Origin of the sequence: Staphylococcus sp. FSL W8-1268, from assembly GCF_038003965.1 — a bacterium.
Lineage (GTDB): Bacteria > Bacillota > Bacilli > Staphylococcales > Staphylococcaceae > Staphylococcus > Staphylococcus hominis.
Map to the genome: position 1 here is coordinate 1 of NZ_JBBOQE010000002.1, position 22,985 is coordinate 22,985.

The 22,985-nt window shown below is 30.4% G+C and carries 26 protein-coding genes and 1 pseudogene; 12 read left to right on the forward strand and 15 right to left on the reverse strand.

Going from position 1 to position 22,985, the window contains the following annotated elements; translation table 11 throughout:
- Positions 1–969: a replication initiator protein A gene (locus tag NST64_RS11395; protein WP_071860394.1), complete on the forward strand. Its 969-nt coding sequence runs from the start codon at positions 1–3 to the stop codon at positions 967–969.
- Positions 970–1,192: 223 nt separating this feature from the next.
- Here the strand turns inward: NST64_RS11395 and NST64_RS11400 are convergent, their stop codons facing one another.
- Together NST64_RS11400 and NST64_RS11405 are read right to left on the reverse strand one after the other, a co-directional pair.
- On the reverse strand, positions 1,193–1,432 hold the full coding sequence (locus NST64_RS11400; RefSeq protein ID WP_071860393.1) for a DUF3847 domain-containing protein: 240 nt from the start codon (positions 1,430–1,432) through the stop codon (positions 1,193–1,195).
- A 4-nt stretch (positions 1,433–1,436) separates the two neighbouring features.
- Entirely contained in the window at positions 1,437–1,718 is a 282-nt protein-coding gene (locus NST64_RS11405) for a hypothetical protein (RefSeq protein WP_002449920.1), read from the reverse strand.
- Positions 1,719–1,920: 202 nt separating this feature from the next.
- On the opposite strand from NST64_RS11405, the gene NST64_RS11410 reads away from it, so the two are divergent.
- Positions 1,921–3,840 (forward strand): MobA/MobL family protein, encoded by a 1,920-nt coding sequence (locus NST64_RS11410; protein WP_071860392.1) that lies wholly within the window; start codon positions 1,921–1,923, stop codon positions 3,838–3,840.
- A gap of 275 nt (positions 3,841–4,115) precedes the next feature.
- Positions 4,116–4,805 (forward strand): hypothetical protein, encoded by a 690-nt coding sequence (locus NST64_RS11415; RefSeq protein WP_071860391.1) that lies wholly within the window; start codon positions 4,116–4,118, stop codon positions 4,803–4,805.
- Between the two features lie 11 nt (positions 4,806–4,816).
- Here NST64_RS11415 and NST64_RS11420 read toward each other — a convergent pair whose 3' ends face one another.
- The gene (locus NST64_RS11420) at positions 4,817–5,479 is read right to left on the reverse strand and encodes a hypothetical protein (RefSeq protein WP_242412929.1); all 663 of its coding nucleotides are present in this window, start codon (positions 5,477–5,479) and stop codon (positions 4,817–4,819) included.
- A 188-nt stretch (positions 5,480–5,667) separates the two neighbouring features.
- On the opposite strand from NST64_RS11420, the gene NST64_RS11425 reads away from it, so the two are divergent.
- On the forward strand, positions 5,668–5,769 hold the full coding sequence (locus NST64_RS11425; protein ID WP_107632520.1) for a type I toxin-antitoxin system Fst family toxin: 102 nt from the start codon (positions 5,668–5,670) through the stop codon (positions 5,767–5,769).
- Between the two features lie 169 nt (positions 5,770–5,938).
- Here NST64_RS11425 and NST64_RS11430 read toward each other — a convergent pair whose 3' ends face one another.
- The 6 genes from NST64_RS11430 to NST64_RS11455 form a co-directional block, all read right to left on the reverse strand.
- Positions 5,939–7,108: a GmrSD restriction endonuclease domain-containing protein gene (locus NST64_RS11430; protein WP_071860390.1), complete on the reverse strand. Its 1,170-nt coding sequence runs from the start codon at positions 7,106–7,108 to the stop codon at positions 5,939–5,941.
- A gap of 383 nt (positions 7,109–7,491) precedes the next feature.
- Positions 7,492–8,019: a GNAT family N-acetyltransferase gene (locus tag NST64_RS11435; RefSeq protein ID WP_001831394.1), complete on the reverse strand. Its 528-nt coding sequence runs from the start codon at positions 8,017–8,019 to the stop codon at positions 7,492–7,494.
- Positions 8,020–8,211: 192 nt separating this feature from the next.
- Positions 8,212–8,868, reverse strand: a complete 657-nt coding sequence (locus tag NST64_RS11440; RefSeq protein ID WP_340731184.1) for a hypothetical protein — start codon at positions 8,866–8,868, stop codon at positions 8,212–8,214.
- A gap of 63 nt (positions 8,869–8,931) precedes the next feature.
- Positions 8,932–9,141, reverse strand: coding sequence for a copper chaperone CopZ (copZ, locus tag NST64_RS11445; RefSeq protein WP_001831373.1), 210 nt, complete (start codon positions 9,139–9,141; stop codon positions 8,932–8,934).
- A gap of 33 nt (positions 9,142–9,174) precedes the next feature.
- Complete coding sequence (locus NST64_RS11450; protein ID WP_001832797.1) at positions 9,175–11,562, reverse strand: heavy metal translocating P-type ATPase; 2,388 nt, start codon at positions 11,560–11,562, stop codon at positions 9,175–9,177.
- A gap of 14 nt (positions 11,563–11,576) precedes the next feature.
- On the reverse strand, positions 11,577–11,852 hold the full coding sequence (locus NST64_RS11455) for a metal-sensing transcriptional repressor (protein ID WP_001831396.1): 276 nt from the start codon (positions 11,850–11,852) through the stop codon (positions 11,577–11,579).
- A 174-nt stretch (positions 11,853–12,026) separates the two neighbouring features.
- Here NST64_RS11455 and NST64_RS11460 point away from each other — a divergent pair, with 174 nt between their 5' ends.
- Positions 12,027–12,302, forward strand: a complete 276-nt coding sequence (locus NST64_RS11460) for a glutaredoxin family protein (protein ID WP_001831374.1) — start codon at positions 12,027–12,029, stop codon at positions 12,300–12,302.
- 40 nt (positions 12,303–12,342) lie between these two features.
- Here NST64_RS11460 and NST64_RS11465 read toward each other — a convergent pair whose 3' ends face one another.
- The 3 genes from NST64_RS11465 to NST64_RS11475 all read right to left on the reverse strand — a co-directional run bounded on the left by NST64_RS11465 (position 12,343) and on the right by NST64_RS11475 (position 14,743).
- A complete protein-coding gene (locus NST64_RS11465; RefSeq protein ID WP_001831389.1) occupies positions 12,343–13,284 on the reverse strand; it encodes a cation diffusion facilitator family transporter in 942 nt (313 codons plus the stop codon).
- A gap of 362 nt (positions 13,285–13,646) precedes the next feature.
- Complete coding sequence (locus NST64_RS11470) at positions 13,647–14,045, reverse strand: hypothetical protein (protein WP_002449932.1); 399 nt, start codon at positions 14,043–14,045, stop codon at positions 13,647–13,649.
- A 23-nt stretch (positions 14,046–14,068) separates the two neighbouring features.
- Positions 14,069–14,743 (reverse strand): IS6-like element IS257 family transposase, encoded by a 675-nt coding sequence (locus NST64_RS11475; protein ID WP_058586762.1) that lies wholly within the window; start codon positions 14,741–14,743, stop codon positions 14,069–14,071.
- 58 nt (positions 14,744–14,801) lie between these two features.
- Between NST64_RS11475 and NST64_RS11480 the strand changes: the two are divergent.
- The 4 genes and pseudogenes from NST64_RS11480 to NST64_RS11500 form a co-directional block, all read left to right on the forward strand.
- Positions 14,802–15,035 (forward strand): annotated as a pseudogene (locus NST64_RS11480) (MobA/MobL family protein); the annotation flags it as partial.
- A gap of 273 nt (positions 15,036–15,308) precedes the next feature.
- Positions 15,309–15,722, forward strand: a complete 414-nt coding sequence (locus tag NST64_RS11630; protein WP_000448282.1) for an NINE protein — start codon at positions 15,309–15,311, stop codon at positions 15,720–15,722.
- 76 nt (positions 15,723–15,798) lie between these two features.
- Positions 15,799–16,014, forward strand: coding sequence for a hypothetical protein (locus tag NST64_RS11495; protein WP_002449614.1), 216 nt, complete (start codon positions 15,799–15,801; stop codon positions 16,012–16,014).
- A gap of 29 nt (positions 16,015–16,043) precedes the next feature.
- Entirely contained in the window at positions 16,044–16,718 is a 675-nt protein-coding gene (locus NST64_RS11500; protein WP_340731185.1) for an IS6 family transposase, read from the forward strand.
- A gap of 164 nt (positions 16,719–16,882) precedes the next feature.
- Here NST64_RS11500 and NST64_RS11505 read toward each other — a convergent pair whose 3' ends face one another.
- The 3 genes from NST64_RS11505 to hxlA all read right to left on the reverse strand — a co-directional run bounded on the left by NST64_RS11505 (position 16,883) and on the right by hxlA (position 18,488).
- A complete protein-coding gene (locus NST64_RS11505; RefSeq protein WP_002505086.1) occupies positions 16,883–17,215 on the reverse strand; it encodes a winged helix-turn-helix transcriptional regulator in 333 nt (110 codons plus the stop codon).
- An 89-nt stretch (positions 17,216–17,304) separates the two neighbouring features.
- On the reverse strand, positions 17,305–17,853 hold the full coding sequence (hxlB, locus tag NST64_RS11510; protein WP_015387319.1) for a 6-phospho-3-hexuloisomerase: 549 nt from the start codon (positions 17,851–17,853) through the stop codon (positions 17,305–17,307).
- Positions 17,854–17,855: 2 nt separating this feature from the next.
- Entirely contained in the window at positions 17,856–18,488 is a 633-nt protein-coding gene (gene hxlA / locus NST64_RS11515; RefSeq protein ID WP_002449613.1) for a 3-hexulose-6-phosphate synthase, read from the reverse strand.
- Between the two features lie 200 nt (positions 18,489–18,688).
- Here hxlA and NST64_RS11520 point away from each other — a divergent pair, with 200 nt between their 5' ends.
- The 3 genes from NST64_RS11520 (at position 18,689) to zwf (ending at position 22,982) form a co-directional block, all read left to right on the forward strand.
- Positions 18,689–20,020 carry a glucose-6-phosphate isomerase gene (locus NST64_RS11520; protein WP_002449611.1) on the forward strand — a complete coding sequence of 444 codons (1,332 nt, stop codon included), beginning with the start codon at positions 18,689–18,691 and terminating at the stop codon, positions 20,018–20,020.
- A 31-nt stretch (positions 20,021–20,051) separates the two neighbouring features.
- A complete protein-coding gene (gene gndA / locus NST64_RS11525) occupies positions 20,052–21,458 on the forward strand; it encodes an NADP-dependent phosphogluconate dehydrogenase (RefSeq protein WP_002449612.1) in 1,407 nt (468 codons plus the stop codon).
- A 63-nt stretch (positions 21,459–21,521) separates the two neighbouring features.
- On the forward strand, positions 21,522–22,982 hold the full coding sequence (gene zwf / locus NST64_RS11530; protein WP_002449615.1) for a glucose-6-phosphate dehydrogenase: 1,461 nt from the start codon (positions 21,522–21,524) through the stop codon (positions 22,980–22,982).
- Positions 22,983–22,985: the final 3 nt, after the last annotated feature.

Here is a 22,985-nt window from a genome sequence, read left to right on the forward strand (position 1 = left end):
ATGTCTAATTTTAATATTAAAGAAATCCAAAAAGAAAAATTCTATCGATTGCCTAAAGTATTTTTTACAAATCCTAAATATACTAAATTGTCCAATGATGCAAAAATAACTTGGTCAATATTAAGAGATCGTTTAGATTTATCTATAAAAAATAATTGGATAGATGAAAATGGAGATATATTCTTTATATATACTAACGAAAAGTTAAAACAAATCCTAAATATTAGTAGCCCAAACAAATTATCTAAAATAAAGAAGGAATTAACTCGAGCTGATTTGTTTAGTCAAATCAGAGTAGGATTAAATAAACCCAATAAACTGTATCTAAAAAAACCTGAAGTAACAAAAGCTGATGTATATTACATTACACAACAAGAAAATGACGTAGAACAGCAATATTCTACGGATGTATCAAATTCATACATCCAGAAATATGATAATGATACATCAGGAAATATTAAAATGATACATCATGATATATTAAAAAAATACACTAATGATACTGATTATAATGATACTGATTATATTAAGACTGAGAATAATGATATGGATGATTTGAATGATAAGAAATCAACATATCCTAGTAATCATACAAATCATTCAAATCACGACAATTCAAACTTTAATAATGAGGCTTTAAAATTCCAATTACTCGAAGAACTACCACAGAGTATTCAAAACTATCTAAGTAACTTTGAAGTAGCTGAAATTAAACTTATTAAATCTGTGTTATTAAAAGCCAAAACATCCTTCAACAATTCTATTGATGCATATTATTTATTAGAAGATATGGAATTTGAAATTGTTAGTGTTCTTAAGCGTTTTAAAGCTACATTAATTCAAAAAAATGAAACCGTTGAAGCAATGCAAGGGTACTTAATGAAATCTCTTAAATCTGAATTTGCAGAAGTACATACGCTTAATAAACGACGTGATCATTTACCAATCACTTCTTTATTTAATCAATAATACAACTTAATAAGCCAACAATGATCCAATTAGAGAATATCTTTAAATAGATATTCTCTTAACTGTAGGCGAACTTTATTTTCAATGAAATGTAATTAATTAAGTAAGTGGGACTAAAATTGAAACGTTTAGTCCCATTTTTATAAACAATTAATATTCATTGTTACTACTATCAGCAATTTTTTCTTTTTAGTGGAATCCAAGTATTTGTAAGCATGATAAATTACTTCTTTTTAAATTTATTTGGCTTATTCGTATTAATGTATTTGGAATACATCTTTAACAATTCTTCTGTTTCATCTGGACTTAAATGTTCACATTCAAAATATTTTTCAAGCATTGCACCTTTTCGAATAAGTCTATGCGCTCTTTCTTTGCGATCTAAATTTTTTAATCTATGTTTTCTTAATTTAGCTTTTTCAATTGCAGCATTTGTTTTTTTGAGATTTTGAAAATCATTCATCTTATCACTTACTATTCTGATTAATTTCGTTTTCTTTTAAATTTTCATTGTTCCCGTTGCTGTTATTTTGTTCGATATCTTTATTAAATTCTTCAATGACTTTATCCATAATTTTATACAATTCATCATTAGAGTTAATCATATTTAAATTAAGTTTTTTTAAAAAATAACCACCAATTTTATTAGATAGTTGTGCTTCTTGTTGTTTCTTTTGTTCTTTCAGTTGTTCAATTTGTTGTTCTAATTGACTTAACTTTGAAATATCGGTTTGTTTGATTTTAGACATTAAAAAACTCCCTTAGTTTATCTATATAAAGCATACCATAATTCATTGGGTAAGTCGTACATTCATGGTATAATGTAACCAGTTCTTAAGACACTGCCCATTTACATGCAAATTGAAAATTGGCATGAAATGGGCAACCATACTGGTTGATTGTTATAGTTCCCACAGGGGTTTAAATACAAAAAAGAGAGGAGGTAAAATCATGGAGAAAGGTTACTTTATGTTAAGAGTGACTAACATTAATCGAGCAACTAAAAATATCGTTGCGTCAGCGTCTTATCGTTCTGATGAAGCATTATATAGTGAACGTACAGATGAAAAAATTAAGTTTAGAAATCATACTGTTAAGCCTGAAAGCATGATTTTAACTCCTCAACATGCACCCAAATGGACTAAAGATAGACAACGTTTATGGAATGAAGTCGATAAAGTTGAAAAGAATAATGCGAAAACGAAAAATCCTAGATTAGCAAAAGAAGTCTTATTAAGTTTGCCTAATGATTTTGATAGAGAAATACAAACAGAATTAACCAAAGATTTTATAAAAAGTGAGTTTGTAGACAAAGGAATGGTGGCTGATATTTCAATTCATAGAGATGACATGAACAATCCACACGCTCATGTTTTACTGACTCAAAGACCTTTCAATTCAGACGGCACTTGGGGAAAAAAGACAAAAACGAAAACACGATACGATGAAAACGGTCATGCGATTTTAAATAAAAATGGTAATAAAGTTAGAAAGCAAGAACGCTTTGCCGATTTTGATTTCAAAGAAGTTCGTAAGCATTGGGAATTAAAATTAAACCAATATTCAGAACGTGAACAAAGTTTAAGACGATATGATAGTCGTTCTTTTGAAGATCAAGGTTTAGAAAAAATTGCCGAAATTCCACTGACAAGGGAAGAATATCGGCTAGAAAAAAATGAACAAAAACGTTGTGAAAAAGAGGGTATTGAGTACCAACCCGTTACTTATTACGGACAGAAAAATGAACAGATTAGACGATATAATCGTGGCGAAGTATCACAAATATTTAGTGATAAAGAGAAAGAACAAGCACAAAATGAAATTAGATTATTTATTCAAAATGCTAATAATCAAGTAAGTAAAAATGAACAAAGTTATTCTATTTTATTTGATAGATATAAACATGATGTTGGCTATTCAGAAGCGAAAGAAACAATAAAAAATACGTTTGATAGTGCGTCTACTTTTGGTCGTAAAATTCAAAATGACTTACTTAAAAATGAAATTAAGAGACGTCAATTGAAATTCTATGCTAAAAATTATGATGAAAATTATCAGTTTAGAAAAGAAATTGAAAGTAAAGGATATAGTCAACAAAAGTTTGTTAATACTGTTGAAACTAACTATAAAGCGTTACTCAATGAGAAGAATAAGTTAGAAAGTAGAGAGAAAAAACGTAAAGAGATTTATCAATCAGCTAAAGATGTTTATCTAACTGAAAGTGAAAAAAATCATCTCATTGTTCAGCAAATGTACCCTAAATCTCATCATCATTTTAGCCATGATGAAAAAGCATTTATTGTTGATGAAGCACAAAAAGGTAATATTATAAAAGCAACTCATGTTCAATACCTATTCAAACAAAATAACCATATTCCTACTGATATATTGCTAGAAGATACTTATAAAAAAGCGAGTAAAGATATTTTCTTTAGTCAAAGACAGCTTAAAAATTTAGAAAAAGATAGCTTTGAATATAACGTTGAGTTGCAATTTATTAAGGAAAAAGAAAAAGAAATTGATAGTTATAAAGAACATATTGATGATGATTTAAGAATAGATATAGGCGATAAAAACTTTGAAAAAGTCAAAGACCAAACACCTAATGAGAAAGTTCAATTACTCATTAAACTTGAGAAATATAATAATGTCGATCAAGAAGAAGTTATCGAAAAACATATTAATCAAGTAGATAGAAATGATCATGACAATCGTATTGAACATGAAAATGAACAAACTAATCACATTCATTTACCAACGATAAATGCTAGTGACTTCCTTATGTATTATGCGAATGAAACAGAAAAACAAAACAATATTAATCATAAGAAAAAGAAGAAACAAGATAGAAATAACCAAATGAGAAGATAGTAGGCCGTTGAAATGATACAAAGTTCATTCTTTAATAAGAAACTTAAACAAATGTGGTACATTGGTTTTGTTTTAAAGATAACATTGAAATTCACGATTATATACGGGATTTTAACTTATCAAACAGATTGAAACGAATGTCGGCATAGCGTGAGCTATTAAGCCGACCATTCGACAAGTTTTGAATTTGTTAAGGGTTCCGAGACTCAACGTCAATAAAGCAATTGGAATAAAAGGATATATTATTTTGAAAGAAAAAAGGAGCGATAAAAAATTTGTTTTCGATATGTTTGTCTGTAATTTCTATAATAATTGCCATTGTTTCTCTTGTCTCTTCTATACGTGCTAGAATCTATCAAAAAACTAAAGATAATAAGCTATTAAGACCTCAACTTTTATTGGAATCTCAAAAAAAGCAAACAACAGATTATATTGGAATTGACTTTGAAATTGGTGGTTATGAGAAGTTGAAAGATTATAATGTTTTGCTTAAATTTTTTAATAACACTGATGCTAAAATTATTGATTTATCTGTGTCTGTGAATGTCTTAAGAAATGAAACTTTTTTTTATTTGTTAGATAAAGCATTAGAAGAGAAAGATAACAATTTTTATTGTGAAACTGATGAATCTGGTAATATTGTTTATACTTGGGATAAAATTTTTGGTATGCCAGAAACTACGAACGTTCAACAATCTATTTTAGAAGGTGGAAATTCATTTGAAATAGAGTTACCCGGTATTTTTTCAGCCTTACTGTTAGGAGCTATGTATTCATATCGAATGGATTTTAAAAAATCAAATTCTGTAATAGAGTTTGAAGTGAATATTTCATATAATCATGCTCTTACGAAAAAAAATAAATACGTGAAAATAAAAGAAATAATTCCCGTGACAATTACTTTTAATAATATGATTCAGGGACCATATGTCTTGTATGATTCATTTATCTTTAAACAATTATGATGAGCATTTGATTATTTTTTTAAGTATTTTATTATATAACTTTTAATATTATTTTTTACTTCTATGTAATTAGTTGGCTCGGGACTCATTTGAAGAGGAGATAACGATATAATTTTTTTATGTCCTTTTATTTCTATTTCTATTTCTTGTTCACCATTTTCTCCGAATTCTTGAGTCAATATTGCTATATAATCACCTTTATTTAATTTTAATTGACCTTTTTCTATTTCTGTTTGATTTTTGGTAGGCATATCTTTTCTTTTATTAACGTTTATATGTTCAATCTTAATACCTTCACGATTATAAATATTAAGTATTTTTATATCGTGTTCATCTGAGCCAATTACAACTGCTAGCTTGTTTGGGTTAGTTAGTATTATTTCTGCCATAATATTTCTTTTTTTTTCGGCTATAAATTCATTTGGTATTATTTCTGTTTTACCTATTGGAAATTTATTTTGAAAATAGTTCTTTATTTCTTCAGGAGTTTTAGTTAGTGCTTCGTGATAATGTTCAGTTAAAGTTGCATAAACATTAACTTTTAATGTTGTTGTTTTGTCGAATAATATATATTTAATTAATATAATTATGTAAATTATTACTAGTATGGAGGATATTGTACCTCCGATATTTACAAACCATTCAAAATTTCTAGACCAATCGGTTTTGTTCATTTCATTCTCCTTTTAGTTAAATTCGAATTTGCTATTTTGTGTGTTTTAAACGAGTTGAAAACGAGTTTCTTCTTTAGTCATAAAATGACTTATCAAAAGTTACCTATAATCGTATATTCGTAGATGATATAATATACAGGTCGCCTATCTCTCAGGCGTCAATTTAGACGCAGAGAGGAGGTGTAATTATGTTTGATAACTTTGTTCACATCATGACCACAGCAGCGAGTGGTTGTATCGTCGCATTATTTGCGCATTGGCTACGCAATCGCAACGATAAGAAAAAATAGGCGACTATAGTCACACCTAAAAAATCCCCTCACTATCGGAAGTAGTGAGGGGATTGGTGTATTATGCTTAATAACTTTGTTAGGTAGATTATAACACTGGTTAGTAGAGGAATGCAAAAACTACTGTTCGCGACAGAAAACTATGGAGGGTTACTGTGGTTGCTGATCTTTAACACATTAATAATTCATTATACAATTCTCGTCTTTCTTGATTGGATTTATTTCCAAAGTTAGTATTATTATACCAATTTATAACGTTTTGTATAGAAGTGTTAGAAGCATTCCTATTATAGGTGAAATACCCAGATAAATAGGAAATATAATCAATTCTTGATGGTTCTCGTAAACTATTGATGTCAATAAAGTTCAAGGCATCTTCTAAGCCGTCTAATGTCATTTGAAAACACTTTCTTAATTGATCGGGCTCTAACTCATTTAAAAAAGATCCTTTGGCATCTGACGGGATGGGACTGTAATTTAAAGTATGATTTTTTTTACCACTCACTATTTCAAAAGCAGAATTGAGTGTGGCTAAAGGTATAGAGACCTCTGTATTTTTTTGTATAAATAGATGGTCAAGTCCGGCCATTTCCAATCTATCTCTAAAAACGTTGGAGTATTCTTTATAAAAATCTAAGCCTTTTATTTGTAATTTAGTGAGTTTCATTTGAAGGTCAGGAACTCTACTACCCGCCAAATTTAGAACGTCAAACCATTCAATTTGTTCTTCACCAGATAAGTCTTGAGCATAATTAATGGTATAAAAATAATTAAAAAATTTGGTGCGTATTTGTCCTAGAATAGATGATACAGAGAATTCTGCTAATCTCGGATTTAATCTAAGATACTCAGTATAGACCTCAGGATCTTTATTGTATAAAACACCAACAGGGATTTGATTTTTACTCGGCTTTTTTTCTTTTAAATTGACAAATTTCCCTTTAGTTAAATCTAGCGCTATTTCTTGTATTGATTCATCATTTGAATAAGCTTGATAATTCGTTGAAATCCTTTGTTGCCCATCTATCACACTTAGACTACCTTCATTTAATTCTTCTATTTCAGTTCTACTTAATAGCTTTACGTGGGGCATCCCCTTACTTTTAGGACCAATTCTATTCATTGAAATAGGAGAAACCGGAGCAAAACCTCCTAATTGAAAATTGTATAAGTCTATTTTCTTTTCGGCTGTCCAAGATAAATCGCGCTGAAAGATTGGCATAATAACTTGGCCTGAATCCACATCAGAACATAATTGGTTAATTGATTTTTGGATAGTTTCTTTGGTAGGATCATTAAATGCATTTTCATTTAATTTTTTATTTAGTCTAATTGACACACTCAACAACTCCCTTTGCTGCTTGTTAATATAAGATTAACTATAAGACATTAAAAAGTCAATAATTTTTAGCAGCGTCTTATAAATAGCGAAATAAATATAAATAATACTATAAAAATATAAGCAGCTTAAATTAGCTGCTTATATTTTTATAGTATTATTTATATTTGTTTTATGACTTTATAATGTCGTACGACTTACCCTAATCTATTTGATGTTTTTTGAATGATGATCGTCTCTCTTTTCTTTCTCTTATTTGCGCTGCTTCTAACCTTTTCTTCGTATTTTTACTTTTTATTAGAATTGTACGTTTAGTGTACGCTCTAAATAAACAAAAATAGTCCTCTTATTAAAATAAGAGGACTATTTTTGTTTAAAATTATTCAAGACCATTCGCTTTCTAACATACTCATTTGCCATAAATTATAATATTCTCCATTTAATTTTCTAAAGTCTCTTTTTTCTCCTTCTTTTATAAATCCAATCTTTTTGTAACTTTTAATAGCTGATTTATTAAAGGCAAAAACACCTAATTCAATTCTGTGTAGTCCCAAATCTTCAAAAGCCTTTTTCAATAATTTCTTTATTATTTTAGGGCCTAATCCTTGGCCACGCATTTGCGGATCACCTACTAAAACTTTACTTAACGTGGCGGAACAATTTTTAAAATCTATATTATTTAAAGCAATATGACCTATAATTTTTTTTGAATTATTTTCTTCAATGATAACTTTATAAATTATTTTACTAGAATTTTCTTTATTTGTGTCTTTAATATATTCCTTTAATTGTTCTTCATCTAGGGGATAATTAAAATCTGTACCTGCCCATTTGACTAAAAGTTCAGGAGAGTTTATCCAGTTTATTAATAAATCAAAATCTTTCTCCTCAAAATATTCAAACTTAATCAATAAATTACTCCTTAAATAATAGGTTATTAACTATAAAAATTCAGTGAATGTTGCAATATAAACAACCACTACAATTTTTTGATACTTTCTTCATCAACTTTCTATCTTAAATTTTCGATTTTTTATAAAGCGTTTTGTATTATCTAAATAACTCTTTACAATTTACTGATTTTTAAGCTTTTGCTAATAGATTTATGCAACTTTAATATTATAAGTAAATCTATGCACTTCATCATTAAATTTAAATTCTGCCCAAATTTTATACATCCCTTTTTTAGGAAAATGAGCATAAAAGGTTGTAGAATCAGGTGATTCTGGGTGAACATGAATATAATCAGTTAATTGCTCATCAAATATAATCACATGTCCTAAAGCTCCTAAATAAGGTTGGGGAGTTAATTCTGTATTGAAAGTTAAAGGGACATGTTCATCTTCTTTAGCACTTATAGAATTTAAAGTTACATGAACTCCTTTGTTAACTTTTACCCAATTTTTATCAGAATTTAAAGATGTTGTAGAGGTTATTTTATCTCCAATTTGCAGTTCAATAGGATGAACGGAATACACATGGTTTTTTGGTGTAACATCAACAAAAGCCTGGTAAGTTCCTGGCTCTAATTGTTGGTTAATTATAAATAAACCTTCATGCTTTTTTTGAGGGTGTAGGTGGTAATATTTCTCCATGTCATTAGATACTAAAACGAAATGCATTTCTTTTTCATGCATAGTATCTAATAATGGGGCATTATTAAATTCATCTTCTAACGTAATTTCTATATTATCATCTCTATATACAACATTTGCTTTAATTTCGGGTTTGTTTGAATGATATTCATGATTATGATTCATATTTTTATCCTCCTTAATTTTTAATAAGGGCATATCATTAAACGATATGCCCAACTATTTAAATTATTTAATTACATCGTAACCTTGATCTTCAATAGCTTCTTTAAAGTCGTTGAAAGCTACTTGATTTTCATCAAATTCAACTTCCACATTCCCATTCGCCAAGCTTACTTCTGAAGATGTTACACCATCTAATCCATTTAATGCTTTTTCAATTGAATGCTTGCAATGGTCACAGCTCATACCTTCTACATTAATAACTTCGTTAGTCAATGTTGTCACCTCCTTTCAAGAAATATAAGATTCTTATAATTTCATACGTTTTAGACGTAAAGCGTTTGTGACAACACTTACAGAACTTAAAGCCATTGCTGCTCCCGCAACCCAAGGTGCTAGCAGACCAATTGCTGCTATAGGGATACCTGCAACATTGTAACCAAACGCCCAAAATAGATTTTGGCGAATATTACGAATTGTAGATTTACTTGCTTTTATTGCTTTTGGAATTAATAAAAGGTCTCCTCCTAAAATAGTTATATCAGCAGCTTCGATTGCAACTTCTGTACCTGTACCAATGGCAATACCAATATCTGCTTTAACTAGTGCTGGAGCATCATTGACACCATCTCCAACCATAGCTACTTTTTTACCTTCAGATTGAATTTCTGCTACTTTAGAAGCTTTTTCTTCTGGTAAAACCTCTGCAATAATCGTGTCTATACCAACTTGTTTTGCTATTGCTTGTGCGGTACGTTTGTTATCACCAGTTAACATAGCAACTTCAATACCTAATTCATGAAGTTTTTGAATAGCTTGTTGGGCAGTATCTTTAACTGTATCAGCTACAGCGACAACCCCTCTCAATTCGTTATCTACGCTTATAAGCATTGCAGTTTTTCCTTCTTTTTCAAATTGAGCGAGATTTGTTTCAGCTTCATTAGTTTGGATTCCTTTTTCACTCATTAGTTTTCGATTTCCGACAAAAAGTTCTTTACCATCAATTGTTGCATTTATACCGCGCCCTGGTATAGCTTCAAAATGGTCTACTTCTAAAAATTCTAATGATTTTTCTTTAGCATAACTTACGATAGCTTCAGCTAGTGGGTGTTCAGAACCTTTTTCTGCACTAGCTAACAATTGTAATGTTTGATCATCTCCACTAAAATCAGTGACTTCAGGTGTGCCATTTGTTATAGTGCCAGTTTTATCTAAAACAACTGTATTAATAGCGTGTGTACCTTCAATGTGTTCTCCACCTTTAAATAGAATGCCATTTTCAGCAGCTTTTCCGGTACCCACCATTATAGAAGTAGGCGTAGCTAAGCCTAACGCACAAGGACAAGCGATAACTAATACTGCTATTGCAGCAACTAAGGCTGGTTCAAATTGTCCCGGCTGAACTAATGAAATCCATATAATAAATGTGAAAATCGCGATACCTACAACGATAGGTACAAAATATCCAGAAATAATATCTGCTAGTCTTTGTATTGGCGCTTTAGAACCTTGCGCTTCTTCGACAACTTTAACAATGGAGGCAAGAGCTGTATCTTTACCAACTTTTGTTGCTTCAACAGTAATTGCTCCATTTTTATTCATTGTTGATCCTATAACATTATCATTTTGCATTTTTTCAACAGGAATAGATTCACCTGTCAACATTGACTCGTCAATTGAAGTCATACCTTTAATTATTTTGCCATCTACTGGTATTTTTTCTCCTGGTTTGATAACTAAATAGTCTCCTTCTTTTACCTCACTTAAAGGAACCATAGTCTCTTCACCGTTGCGTAATATACGTGCTTCTTTAGCTTGTAAATTCAACAATTTACTTAACGCATTTGTTGTTTGTGTTTTAGCACGTGCTTCTAAATACTTTCCGAAAAGAATTAAAGTAATTAATACAGCACTTGTTTCAAAATATAGGTGTGGCTCATAATTTGTATTAATTAACCACTTAATCGATTCATAAATACTATAAAAGAAGGCTGCGCTTGTACCTAAAGCGACAAGAACATCCATATTTGCTGACCCATTACGAAGGTTTTTATAAGCGCCTACATAAAATTGCCAACCAATAACAAATTGAACAGGCGTTGCTAATACAAATTGGAACCACGGGTTCATAAATATATGTGGTATTTGAATACCAAATAAATGAACGAACATTGTCATTAACAATGGAGCTGCTAAAACAGCTGAAACAACTAATTTAATTAACTGTCGTTTTAATTGTTTTTCTTTTTGGGAACTTTTTTCTGATGCTTCTTTTTTAGGTTGTGCCTCATACCCTAGGTTTTTAATACGTTGTTGAAATTCATCTACAGACGTCATATCAGGGTTGTATTCTACAGTAGCACTTTCTGTGGTTAAATTAACTGTAGCCTTATTTACACCTGAGATTCGATTTAAAACTTTTTCGATTTTATTCGAACAAGCTGCACACGTCATTCCCATTACATCGAGATCCACTTTTTCGGTTAAAACTCCATAACCTGTTTTTTGAATTGTATTTGCAATATCTTCTAATGATGTAACATTGGGGTTATATTCAATTGTAGCTTTCTCTGTAGAAGGATTTACATTAGCGTTAACTTCATCTAATTTATTTAGATTTTTTTCTACTTTATTCGAGCAAGCTGCACATGTCATGCCTGTGATACCTAATGAGGTTTTTTTAATATTTTCACTCAATTATTTCTTTCCTCCTATTTTGAAAATTGTTTTAATACAACCATCAATTCTTTGATACTTTCTTCTCCGTTGCCATTTTTAATACCTTCACTTACACAATTAGATATATGGTCTTCAGTTACTATAAAACCCACTTGTTTTAGGGCTGATTGTATTGCTGTTATTTGTACTAGTACATCTATACAATATCTATCTTCTGCTATCATTGATTGTAAACCGCGCATTTGTCCTTCTAATCTTTTGAGTCTATTGAGCAATGCGTCATTGTTTTTAACAGTAGTAGTGTTCAATTTCACCCCTCCTCATATACCCTAACGGGGTATCTCTTGTTGGAATCTATATTATACCCCTAGTAGGTATAAGTCAATACAAAAGTTTCATATAAAAAATTAATATTTATAGTTTGTTTTAAGAGGTACACTTGTATAAAATGTATGCTAAAACTTATATTAGGAGAGATATATTTGGATAAAAATATACAACTTGAGCTTTACACAAGACCTACATGCTCTGATTGCCAAGAATCAAAAAGGTATTTAAACTCTCAAGAGATTAGTTATAGTCATAAAGATGTAAGTCAAAATTTGGACTTAGAAGAAGAAATGAAAAAAATATCAGGCAACCGAATTGTTCCCTTATTTGTTTTTTATAAAAAAATTTTTTGGGGTAAAAAAAAGTTGTTTAAATATTACGTGGGATTTGAAAATAACAAAAAAGATATATTAAATATATTGGAATAATTAAATAAACAGCCATTATTAAAAAATAATGGCTGTTTATTTAATGATGATGTTGACTGTCTTCTTCTTTCACGATACAAAACAATTTTTCACTATGATTATTGTTAGAAGTTTCAGTCTGTATTGTGACATGTTGAATATTTTGATGATTGAGTTCATGTTCTATACGTTTAAGTAAAAACTCATTTTCAGTAATGGTCATTGTATCTTCTACAACAATATGACAAGATAACGCGTTTAATCCGCTAGTTACTGACCAAACATGAAAGTCATGAATATTTTTAACTTCTTTGAATTTTTTAATAGTTTTAATAATGTCTTTTGTATTTATATTGCTTGGTGCTCCCTCCATTAATACATGAAGACTTGATTTTGTTACATAAAAGCCGCTACGTAGTACTAAAATTGCTACAATCACACTTGCTAAAGGATCCGCCCACCCCCATCTAAAAAATATAATGAGAAGGGCTGCTATAACTGCACCTATAGATCCAAGCATGTCGCTTATTACATGCAAATATGCTCCACGCATATTTAAGTTTTCTTCTACATCGCTCCCGCGCAGCATTATCCAAGCCACAATAATATTAATAAACAAGCCTACCAAGGCGATAATTAACATGCCTGTAGAAGCTACCTCAGGGGGGTTTTTAAATCTCTCAATAGCTTCATAAAAAATATAGATAGCTATTAACATCAAAGTAATACCATTAAGTACAGCTGCTAGTATTTCAAACCTTTTGTAGCCAAAAGTTTTATTTGTATTAGCTTGCTTCGCTCCTAAAGTAAATGCAATTAAAGCAATACCTAAAGAAATAGAATCACTTAACATATGACCAGCATCTGAAATTAACGCAAGACTGTTAGTAAAGAAACCACCTAACCCTTCTACAATCATGTAACTTGTAATAATAATAAAACTAATTAATAAAGTCTTTTTGTTCGCGCCATGTGTATGATTATGATTGTGATCGTTTTCCATTTAATCCCTCCTCTTTTTAATGATGAAAAATATTTTCTATAATTTGAATTTTTGTTTTTATAACTATAGAGTTAAAAAATATAAAATTTCAATTAATGTTTTGTTACTCGAAGAAAATCATACTAACTTATGAATATATGAGCATATATTCATAAGTTAGTATGATTTTTATCCTTTGTCAATATAGAAATGCTTTGTATTTTGTATATTAAATAAAAACCCTACTTTGCTTTGGACAGTAGTGGGATTTTTGCATATGATAAACCACACTTCACTTGCTAAATATTAACTATATTATAATTAACAAGTGATAATTTCTTTTTAGAGAAAATAATGTATTCACGCCTTTAGGCGTGAATACATTATTTTTTTTTGAATAGTTTAGAAAAGATAGATTGTTTTTGTTCATTTTTTTTTGATGCTTTTGGAGTAATGATATCTTCTTTTGAATCTATATTATCAGTTTCTATTTTTTTGGTATTACTTAATATATTTTGGCTATTTAAATTCAAAGATTGTTCTTGTTTTAATGCAATTGTTAAATCGTCAATTTGTCGATTCTTTTGTCGAATTTCTGATTCTAAATGCTCTATGTATTTATCGATATAACTGCTATATTGGTTATTTAATGATTCTGTTTTGTTTGTCGATTTTTCATCAAATTTTGTCGATTCTTTTGTCGTTTTTTTATTTAAAATTGTTTTTAGATAATCTATTGTATTATCAGGTTCTGTTGCAAAGTAAAAAATATAGCTAACCACTAATTTATCATGTCAGTGTTCGCTTAACTTGCTAGCATGATGCTAATTTCGTGGCATGGCGAAAATCCGTAGATCTGAAGAGACCTGCGGTTCTTTTTATATAGAGCGTAAATACATTCAATACCTTTTAAAGTATTCTTTGCTGTATTGATACTTTGATACTTTGTCTTTCTTACTTTAATATGACGGTGATCTTGCTCAATGAGGTTATTCAGATATTTCGATGTACGATGACAGTCAGGTTTAAGTTTAAAAGCTTTAATTACTTTAGCCATTGCTACCTTCGTTGAAGGTGCCTGATCTGTAATTACCTTTTGAGGTTTACCAAATTGTTTAATGAGACGTTTGATAAACGCATATGCTGAATGATTATCTCGTTGCTTACGCAACCAAATATCTAATGTATGTCCCTCTGCATCAATGGCACGATATAAATAGCTCCATTTTCCTTTTATTTTGATGTACGTCTCATCAATACGCCATTTGTAATAAGCTTTTTTATGCTTTTTCTTCCAAATTTGATATAAAATTGGGGCATATTCTTGAACCCAACGGTAGACCGTTGAATGATGAACGTTTACACCACGTTCCCTTAATATTTCAGATATATCACGATAACTCAATGCATATCTTAGATAGTAGCCAACGGCTACAGTGATAACATCCTTGTTAAATTGTTTATATCTGAAATAGTTCATACAGAAGACTCCTTTTTGTTAAAATTATACTATAAATTCAACTTTGCAACAGAACCAATATAATCATGTCGATCAAGAAGAAGTTATCGAAAAACATATTAATCAAGTAGATAGAAATGATCATGACAATCGTATTGAACATGAAAATGAACAAACTAATCACATTAATTTACCAACGATAAATGCTAGTGACTTTCTTATGTACTATGCGAACGAAACTGAAAAGCAAAACAATATTAATCATCAGAAAAAGAAGAAGAAACAAGAGAGAAATAACCAAATGAGAAGATAGTAAGCAGTTGAAATCATACAAAGTTCATTCTTTAATAATAAGAAACTTAACCCAATGTGGTAAATTAGCTTTGGTTTAAAGAAAACATTTATATACTTAGATAAGGTACATTCTATGTATTATCACAATGTATTTTAAAACGTGTATAATTATAGAAAAACCTTGATATTATGCGATTGTTCACATATTTCAGCATAAAAAATACTAATGTTCATAAATATCGATAGAAAAAATTGAGTTTAAATATATCTTAAAGTTAGGGAGAAAAATAATTTGGAAACAAAAATTGGACATCAAATACAAAAGTTAAGAAAAAGTAAAAACATGTCTCAAGAAAAATTAGCTGAAAAGTTAGGGGTATCGAGACATTCTATTTCTAATTGGGAAAGAGAAGTAAGTAATCCCGACTTAAAAACAATTTTAGAAATCACTAAATTATTTAATGTTTCTCTAAATCAATTAATTAAAGGAGTGGAAATCATGCAAGTTAATAAATATGTTTACTCTGCATTAGCATTTTTTCTAGGAGGTTTCGGGGCTCATAAGTTTTATGTTAAGAAAAATAAAAATGCTCTTCTTTATTTACTATTTTGTTGGACGGGAATACCGGGTGTGATAGGTATGGTAGAAGGTGTTTTAACACTTATGCGTCCGAGCGATAGTGAAAACAATATAGAAATAAATTAAACCAAAAATAAAAAGCCGATGTATCGGATTTTTTTTAGTGTACATGTGAATATTAAAAATGATGGAGTGATTTCACATGAACACATTCGTTTTCGGCGTGATTACAAAGCGATTAGAAGAAATAGGTTTTAATGTACACAAGGTGTTTAAAATGCCCGAAAAACAGGCACTATTTGAAGATTTGTACCATTATGTGAGATACGTTAAACCATGCAAGGCTGAACTAACAATGGTGGCATTAGATAGTGATGAATTGATTCATTACGGTTCTGTTGCAAAGTTAGATTTATAGTATAATTTTAACAAAAAGGAGTCTTCTGTATGAACTATTTCAGATATAAACAATTCGATAAAGATGTTATAACTGTAGCCGTTGGCTACTACTTAAGATACGCATTAAGTTATCGTGATATATCTGAAATATTAAGGGAACGTGGTTTTGATGTTCATCATTCAACCATTTATCGATGGGTTCAAGAGTATGCACCTATTTTCTATCAACTTTGGAAGAGAAAACATAAAAAAACGTATTATAAGTGGCGTATTGATGAGACATATATCAAAATTAAAGGACAGTGGTGTTATCTGTATCGCGCGATTGATGCAGATGGACATACATTAGATATTTGGTTACGCAAAAAACGAGATCATCAATCAGCATATGCGTTTATTAAGCGCCTTATTAAACAATTCGGTAAACCTCAAATGATAATTACAGATCAAGCACCTTCAACGAAGGTAGCAATGGCTAAAGTAATTAAAGCTTTTAAACTTAAACCTGACTGTCATCGTACATCGAAATATCTCAATAACCTCATTGAACAAGATCATCGTCACATTAAGGTGAGAAAGACAAGATATCAAAGTGTCAATACGGCAAAAAATACACTCAAAGGCATTGAATGTATTTACGGATTATATAAAAAGAACCGTAGGTCTCTTCAGATCTACGGATTTTCACCATGCCACGAAATTAGTTATATGTTAGCTGGTTAGGCGAAGACTGACACAATAAAATGGTGATTAGCTATATTTTTCTAACTTTGCAACAGAACCCTTAATTTCATAGAACGGCGAAATTAATACATGTTAGTCAGCTAATTGAATACTTACATTATAAGAGAGTAGTTAACTTTATTTTTAATTTGCACCAGAACTTTTTAATGTATTATTTCATCCTTGAATAAATCACCCCATTCGCATATTGCATAAACCACCTTATCTAGCTTGTAGCCTATAGATGTCAGCTTATACTCCACTTTTGGGGGAACTACAGAATAAATATGTCTTTCAATAATTTGGTCCTCTTCTAATTCTCTAAGTTGTCTTATTAGCATCCTTTGATTGACATGCGGCAACTTTTTTTGTAGCTCACTTAATCTCAATACTTTGTCTTGAAGTAAATGAAAAATTATAGGGATCTTCCACTTTCCTCCGATAACACATAAAGCTAAATCTTTAGAAGTGAAAAATTCTTTTCCTTTATAATACAATTTTCATCCTTCTTTCTTCTATAATATTAGAATTTACATTGTTAATGCGGAAGATTATATAATCTTCCGCATTAACTGCTTATTTATATCTATTCTAAATTGGCATGATTATTTTGCATAGTTGTTTCATCAACATCTAATTGTGTCATTAGTCCAATGACTACACTATCTAAAAAGATTTGTGATGATTGTTCAAACAAACTACCTAACGGTTGATCAGACCCAGTAGCATCGTGTTTTGTACCTGCTGGTAATTCAACTACTGTGTCTGCAATTTCACCAATTGCAGAATCTAGTTTAGTTGTTAGTAATACCACTTCTGCTTCAACTGATTTCGCTTTATCTGCTAATAAGCGAAGGTGTTCTGTTGAACCCGAACCAGAAATCACAATAAATAAATCACCTTTTTGAATTGATGGTGTTGTTGATTCGCCAATAACAAATGCTTGCTTGCCTAATTGATTGAGTCTCATTGCAAAACTATTTGCAACGAATCCAGAACGACCCTTACCTGCAACAAATATGCGTGATGCTTCAGTTACTTCTGATGCAAATCCATCAAACTCTTCATCTTTAACATGAGATAAAGTACCCTTTAACTCATCTAAAATTAATTGATAATGATTAAAAGTTGCCATCATTATTTACCTTCAATAGCGTCACGACATTGTTTAGCTGCTTCTACAGGGTCATCAGCATTTGCGATACCGCCACCAACAATTACTAAGTCAGGTTCTTCTGCAACAATTTCTTTAATTGTATCTGGTTTAATACCACCAGCAACTGCGACTTTAGAATTTTTAATTACTGATTTAACTTTACGTAAGCTATCTAATGGAGATTGTCCTTCAGCTTGTAAATCATAACCAGTGTGCACTGCAATATAGTCAGCACCCATTTCATCTAATTCTTTCGCACGTTTTTCTAAATCTTGTACAGCAATCATATCTACTAATAATTGTTTGTCATTTTTATGTGCTTCTTCAACTGCTGCTTTAATTGACGCATCTTCTGCTACACCTAAAATTGTTACAACATCAGCGCCGAATTTAACAGCTTGGCTTACTTCATAGTCTGCTGCATCCATGATTTTTAAGTCTGCTAATACTTTAGCATTGCTTATATTTTCATTTAAATGTTGAACGGCAGGTAAACCTTCATTAATCACAATTGGTGTACCAATTTCAACAATATCGACATATTCTTCTACTTTTTTCGCTAATTCTGCTGCTTCTTCTTTATTTAATAAATCAATAGCTAATTGTAATTCCACTATAATTCATCCTTTCATTAATTTATACCTTTATTTTGACATAATTATCAATAAATCAATACTGACAAAATTGGCATATAGGGAATGTCAGCTTATCTAAAGGGGGTGACTATTTTTTCAGTATGAATAATATTACACTGTAGTGTACAGTTGGAATTGTAAATATAAGACTAATAATTACAAATTTGGAGGCTTTTTAGATGACTCATATTCAATTAGATTATGGTAAGACTTTAGAATTTTTTGGAGAACATGAATTAGAACAACAAAAAGATATCGTGAAGACATTACACAAAACGATACATGAAGGAACTGGTGCAGGAAATAATTTCTTGGGTTGGGTAGACCTTCCAATTGATTACGATAAAGAAGAGTTTTCAAGAATTGTAGAAGCTTCTAAACGTATTAAAGTAAATTCTGACGTGTTAGTTGTTATTGGTATTGGTGGCTCATACCTTGGTGCACGTGCTGCTATTGAAATGCTAACATCTTCATTTAGAACAAATAATGACTATCCTGAAATTGTTTTTGTAGGTAATCATTTATCATCAAATTATACAAAAGAATTAGTAGATTATTTAGCTGACAAAGATTTCTCTGTAAACGTCATTTCTAAATCTGGTACAACTACAGAACCAGCAGTTGCATTCCGTTTATTCAAACAATTAGTTGAGAATAAATATGGCAAAGAAGAAGCTAAAAAACGTATCTTTGCTACAACAGATAAACAAAAAGGTGCATTAAAACAATTAGCTACAAATGAAGGTTATGAAACATTTGTAGTCCCTGATGATGTAGGTGGCCGTTATTCAGTGTTAACTGCTGTAGGTTTATTACCAATCGCAGCTGCAGGTATTAATATTGAAGCGATGATGATTGGTGCAGCAAAAGCACGTAAAGAATTATCTTCTGACAAATTAGAAGAAAATATTGCTTATCAATATGCAACAATCCGTAACCTTCTATATAGCAAAGGTTATACAACTGAAATGCTTATCAACTATGAACCGTCAATGCAATATTTCAACGAATGGTGGAAACAATTATTTGGTGAATCAGAAGGTAAAGACTTTAAAGGTATTTATCCTTCAAGTGCTAACTACACTACTGATTTACATTCATTAGGACAATACGTTCAAGAAGGTCGTCGTTTCTTATTTGAAACAGTTGTAAAAGTGAATCATCCAAAACATGATCTTACTATTGAAGAAGATAGTGACGATTTAGATGGATTAAATTATCTTGCTGGTAAAACAATTGATGAAGTTAATACAAAAGCATTTGAAGGTACATTATTAGCACATACAGATGGTGGCGTACCTAATATCGTTGTTAATATTCCACAATTAGATGAAGAAACATTTGGCTATGTCGTGTACTTCTTCGAACTTGCATGTGCTATGAGTGGTTATCAATTAGGCGTAAATCCATTCAATCAACCTGGTGTAGAAGCGTATAAACAAAATATGTTTGCTTTACTTGGTAAACCAGGATTTGAAGATATGAAAAAAGATCTTGAAGCAAGATTGTAGGTTATAAACTATAAAGAAATGAGAGGATACAATGTCTAGTAATATTGGAATTTTAGGTTTAGGTGTTATGGGGAAAAATCTTGCGTGGAACATCGAGGATAAGAAATATTCTGTGAGTATTCATAGTAGAGATAATAATGAAATTAATGATACTATTCAAAAGTCTCATTATCAAAAGATATATCCTGCGTATAACTTGAAAGAATTTGTAGATTCATTAGAAAAACCCCGTAAAATTTTGTTGATGATTAAGGCTGGTAGTCCTACGGATAACATGATAAATGCCTTACTTCCATTATTAGACGATGAAGATATTTTAATTGATGGTGGTAATACAAACTATCAAGATACAATTCGTCGAAATAAAACATTAGCTGAAAGTGGCGTTAATTTCATTGGTATGGGCGTATCAGGTGGTGAAGTAGGCGCTTTAACTGGTCCTTCATTAATGCCTGGTGGTCAAGAAGCCGCTTATAATAAAGTCAGTGATATCTTAGATGCCATTGCAGCTAAAGCGCAAGATGGTGCATCTTGCGTAACATACATTGGCCCAAATGGTGCAGGTCATTATGTGAAAATGGTTCATAACGGTATTGAATATGCAGATATGCAATTAATCGCTGAAAGTTATACAATGATGAAAGACTTATTAGGTATGAGTCATACTGAAATTTCTCAAACATTCAAAGATTGGAATGCTGGAGAACTCGAAAGTTACTTAATAGAAATTACTGGTGATATTTTCACTAAATTAGATGAAAATAATGAACCATTAGTAGAAAAAATATTAGATACTGCTGGTCAAAAAGGTACAGGTAAATGGACTTCTATTAATGCATTAGAATTAGGAATTCCATTAACAATTATCACTGAATCGGTATTTGCTCGTTTCATTTCATCCATTAAAGAAGAACGTGTTAATGCGTCTAAATCATTAAATGGACCACAAGCTTCATTTGATGGTAATAAAGAAGAATTCTTAGAAAAAATCAGAAAAGCATTATATATGAGTAAGATTTGTTCTTACGCTCAAGGCTTTGCGCAAATGAGAAAATCGAGCGAAGATCACGAATGGAACTTAAAATTAGGTGAACTGGCAATGATTTGGCGTGAAGGTTGTATCATTCGTGCACAATTCTTACAAAAAATTAAAGATGCTTACGATAATAATCCAGAACTTGAAAACTTATTATTAGATCCATACTTCAAAAATATTGTTACAGATTACCAAGATGCATTAAGAGACGTCGTAGCAACAGGCGTTAAAAACGGTGTACCGACACCAGGATTCTCTGCAAGTGTGAACTACTATGATAGTTATCGTTCTGAAGATTTGTCAGCTAATCTTATCCAAGCACAACGTGACTATTTTGGTGCACATACTTATGAACGTAAAGACCGTGAAGGTGTGTTCCACACACAATGGGATGAAGAGTAATATAATTACTGTTACGGAATGAAAACCAGAAACTAGCTAATCAAGTAAAAGGGGGGAACTGCTTTGGATAAAAATTTATCATCATTAATAACAATATTTGGCGGAACAGGAGATTTAAGTTACAGGAAATTGCTACCTTCTATTTTTAATCTTTATAAAAAGGGTCACTTTAAGAAATTAGTTATCATTTCTACGGGTTTAGAGGATATAAGTGATGAAGAATATAGAAGTAAAGTAAAACAAATTTTATTAAGCCAAGAAAATTTTGAAATGGTGAACTTATTTTTAGATAACATATTTTACTTTCAACAAAATGTTGAAGATAAAACAAGTTGGAATAAATTAAAGGAACTTTCCAATGATATTGATAAAAAATATTGTTTGGATGGCAATAGATTATTTTACTTAGCAATGAATCCTCAATTTTTTAAAATTATAACTCAAAGCATAAGCCAATCAGGTCTTTCTGATACAAATGGATTTTCAAGATTAATAATAGAAAAACCATTTGGAAAAGATTTGAAATCTGCCGAAGACTTAAATAAACACATAAGACAGTATTTTAAAGAAGAAGAAATATTTAGAATAGATCATTATCTAGGTAAAGAGATGGTGCAAAATATTGAATCTTTACGTTTTGGTAATACAATATTTGAACCATTGTGGAACAACAAGTATATATCAAATGTTCAAATAACTCTATCGGAAACTTTAGGCATTGAAGATAGAGGCCAATACTATGATTCTACAGGAGCGCTTAAAGATATGGTGCAAAATCATGCACTACAAATACTTACTCTTATTGCTATGGAGAAACCCGAAAGCAGAAATAGTAAAGATATTAGACTAAAAAAAATCGAACTTTTAAACAATATAAAATTTTTGAAAGGGGCTGATGTACACAAATATTTTGTTAGAGGACAATATATTAATGGTATTATTAATGAAACTCCGATAATGTCATATCATGAAGAAAAAGGTGTTAATAGTGATTCAACAACAGAAACATTTGTAGCAGGGAAATTACTCATTAATAATGATAGATGGAAAGGGACACCGTTTTATATTCGTACAGGAAAGCGTTTAAATAAAAAAGCAATAGAAGTTGTTATAGAATTTAAAAAATTAAATAGTAAATTAATCTATGAAAATGATAATGAAGATGTTGATTGTAATTTAATGGTAATAAATATAGAACCTAATGCCCAAATATCACTATATATTTATGAAAATAAATCAACTAGAAATAATAGAAACCATAATATACAAATCTATAACTTAATAGATAAAAAACAAGTAGTGGATGCTTATGAATCACTTATATGTGATGCTTTAATAGGAAATCAAACTAATTTTGTACATTGGGAAGAACTTAAACATTCATGGGAATTTATAGATTATATAAGTACTGAATGGAAAAAATCTAACGTAACAATACCACAGTATAAACCAGGAAGTTTTGGACCTAAAGAAAGTGATCAATTACTTAAACAAGATAACTTTGAATGGTGGAATAATCTATAAAAC

What these genes read in the sequence shown, in the direction of transcription:
- NST64_RS11395 (WP_071860394.1), top strand. Translation starts at nt 1, where the DNA reads ATGTCTAATTTTAATATTAAAGAAATCCAAAAAGAAAAATTCTATCGA.
- NST64_RS11400 (WP_071860393.1), bottom strand. Translation starts at nt 1,432, where the DNA reads ATGAATGATTTTCAAAATCTCAAAAAAACAAATGCTGCAATTGAAAAA.
- NST64_RS11405 (WP_002449920.1), bottom strand. Translation starts at nt 1,718, where the DNA reads ATGTCTAAAATCAAACAAACCGATATTTCAAAGTTAAGTCAATTAGAA.
- NST64_RS11410 (WP_071860392.1), top strand. Translation starts at nt 1,921, where the DNA reads ATGGAGAAAGGTTACTTTATGTTAAGAGTGACTAACATTAATCGAGCA.
- NST64_RS11420 (WP_242412929.1), bottom strand. Translation starts at nt 5,479, where the DNA reads ATGAACAAAACCGATTGGTCTAGAAATTTTGAATGGTTTGTAAATATC.
- NST64_RS11425 (WP_107632520.1), top strand. Translation starts at nt 5,668, where the DNA reads ATGTTTGATAACTTTGTTCACATCATGACCACAGCAGCGAGTGGTTGT.
- NST64_RS11440 (WP_340731184.1), bottom strand. Translation starts at nt 8,868, where the DNA reads ATGAATCATAATCATGAATATCATTCAAACAAACCCGAAATTAAAGCA.
- NST64_RS11465 (WP_001831389.1), bottom strand. Translation starts at nt 13,284, where the DNA reads ATGGAAAACGATCACAATCATAATCATACACATGGCGCGAACAAAAAG.
- NST64_RS11475 (WP_058586762.1), bottom strand. Translation starts at nt 14,743, where the DNA reads ATGAACTATTTCAGATATAAACAATTTAACAAGGATGTTATCACTGTA.
- NST64_RS11495 (WP_002449614.1), top strand. Translation starts at nt 15,799, where the DNA reads ATGAACACATTCGTTTTCGGCGTGATTACAAAGCGATTAGAAGAAATA.
- NST64_RS11500 (WP_340731185.1), top strand. Translation starts at nt 16,044, where the DNA reads ATGAACTATTTCAGATATAAACAATTCGATAAAGATGTTATAACTGTA.
- hxlB (WP_015387319.1), bottom strand. Translation starts at nt 17,853, where the DNA reads ATGGCAACTTTTAATCATTATCAATTAATTTTAGATGAGTTAAAGGGT.
- NST64_RS11520 (WP_002449611.1), top strand. Translation starts at nt 18,689, where the DNA reads ATGACTCATATTCAATTAGATTATGGTAAGACTTTAGAATTTTTTGGA.
- gndA (WP_002449612.1), top strand. Translation starts at nt 20,052, where the DNA reads ATGTCTAGTAATATTGGAATTTTAGGTTTAGGTGTTATGGGGAAAAAT.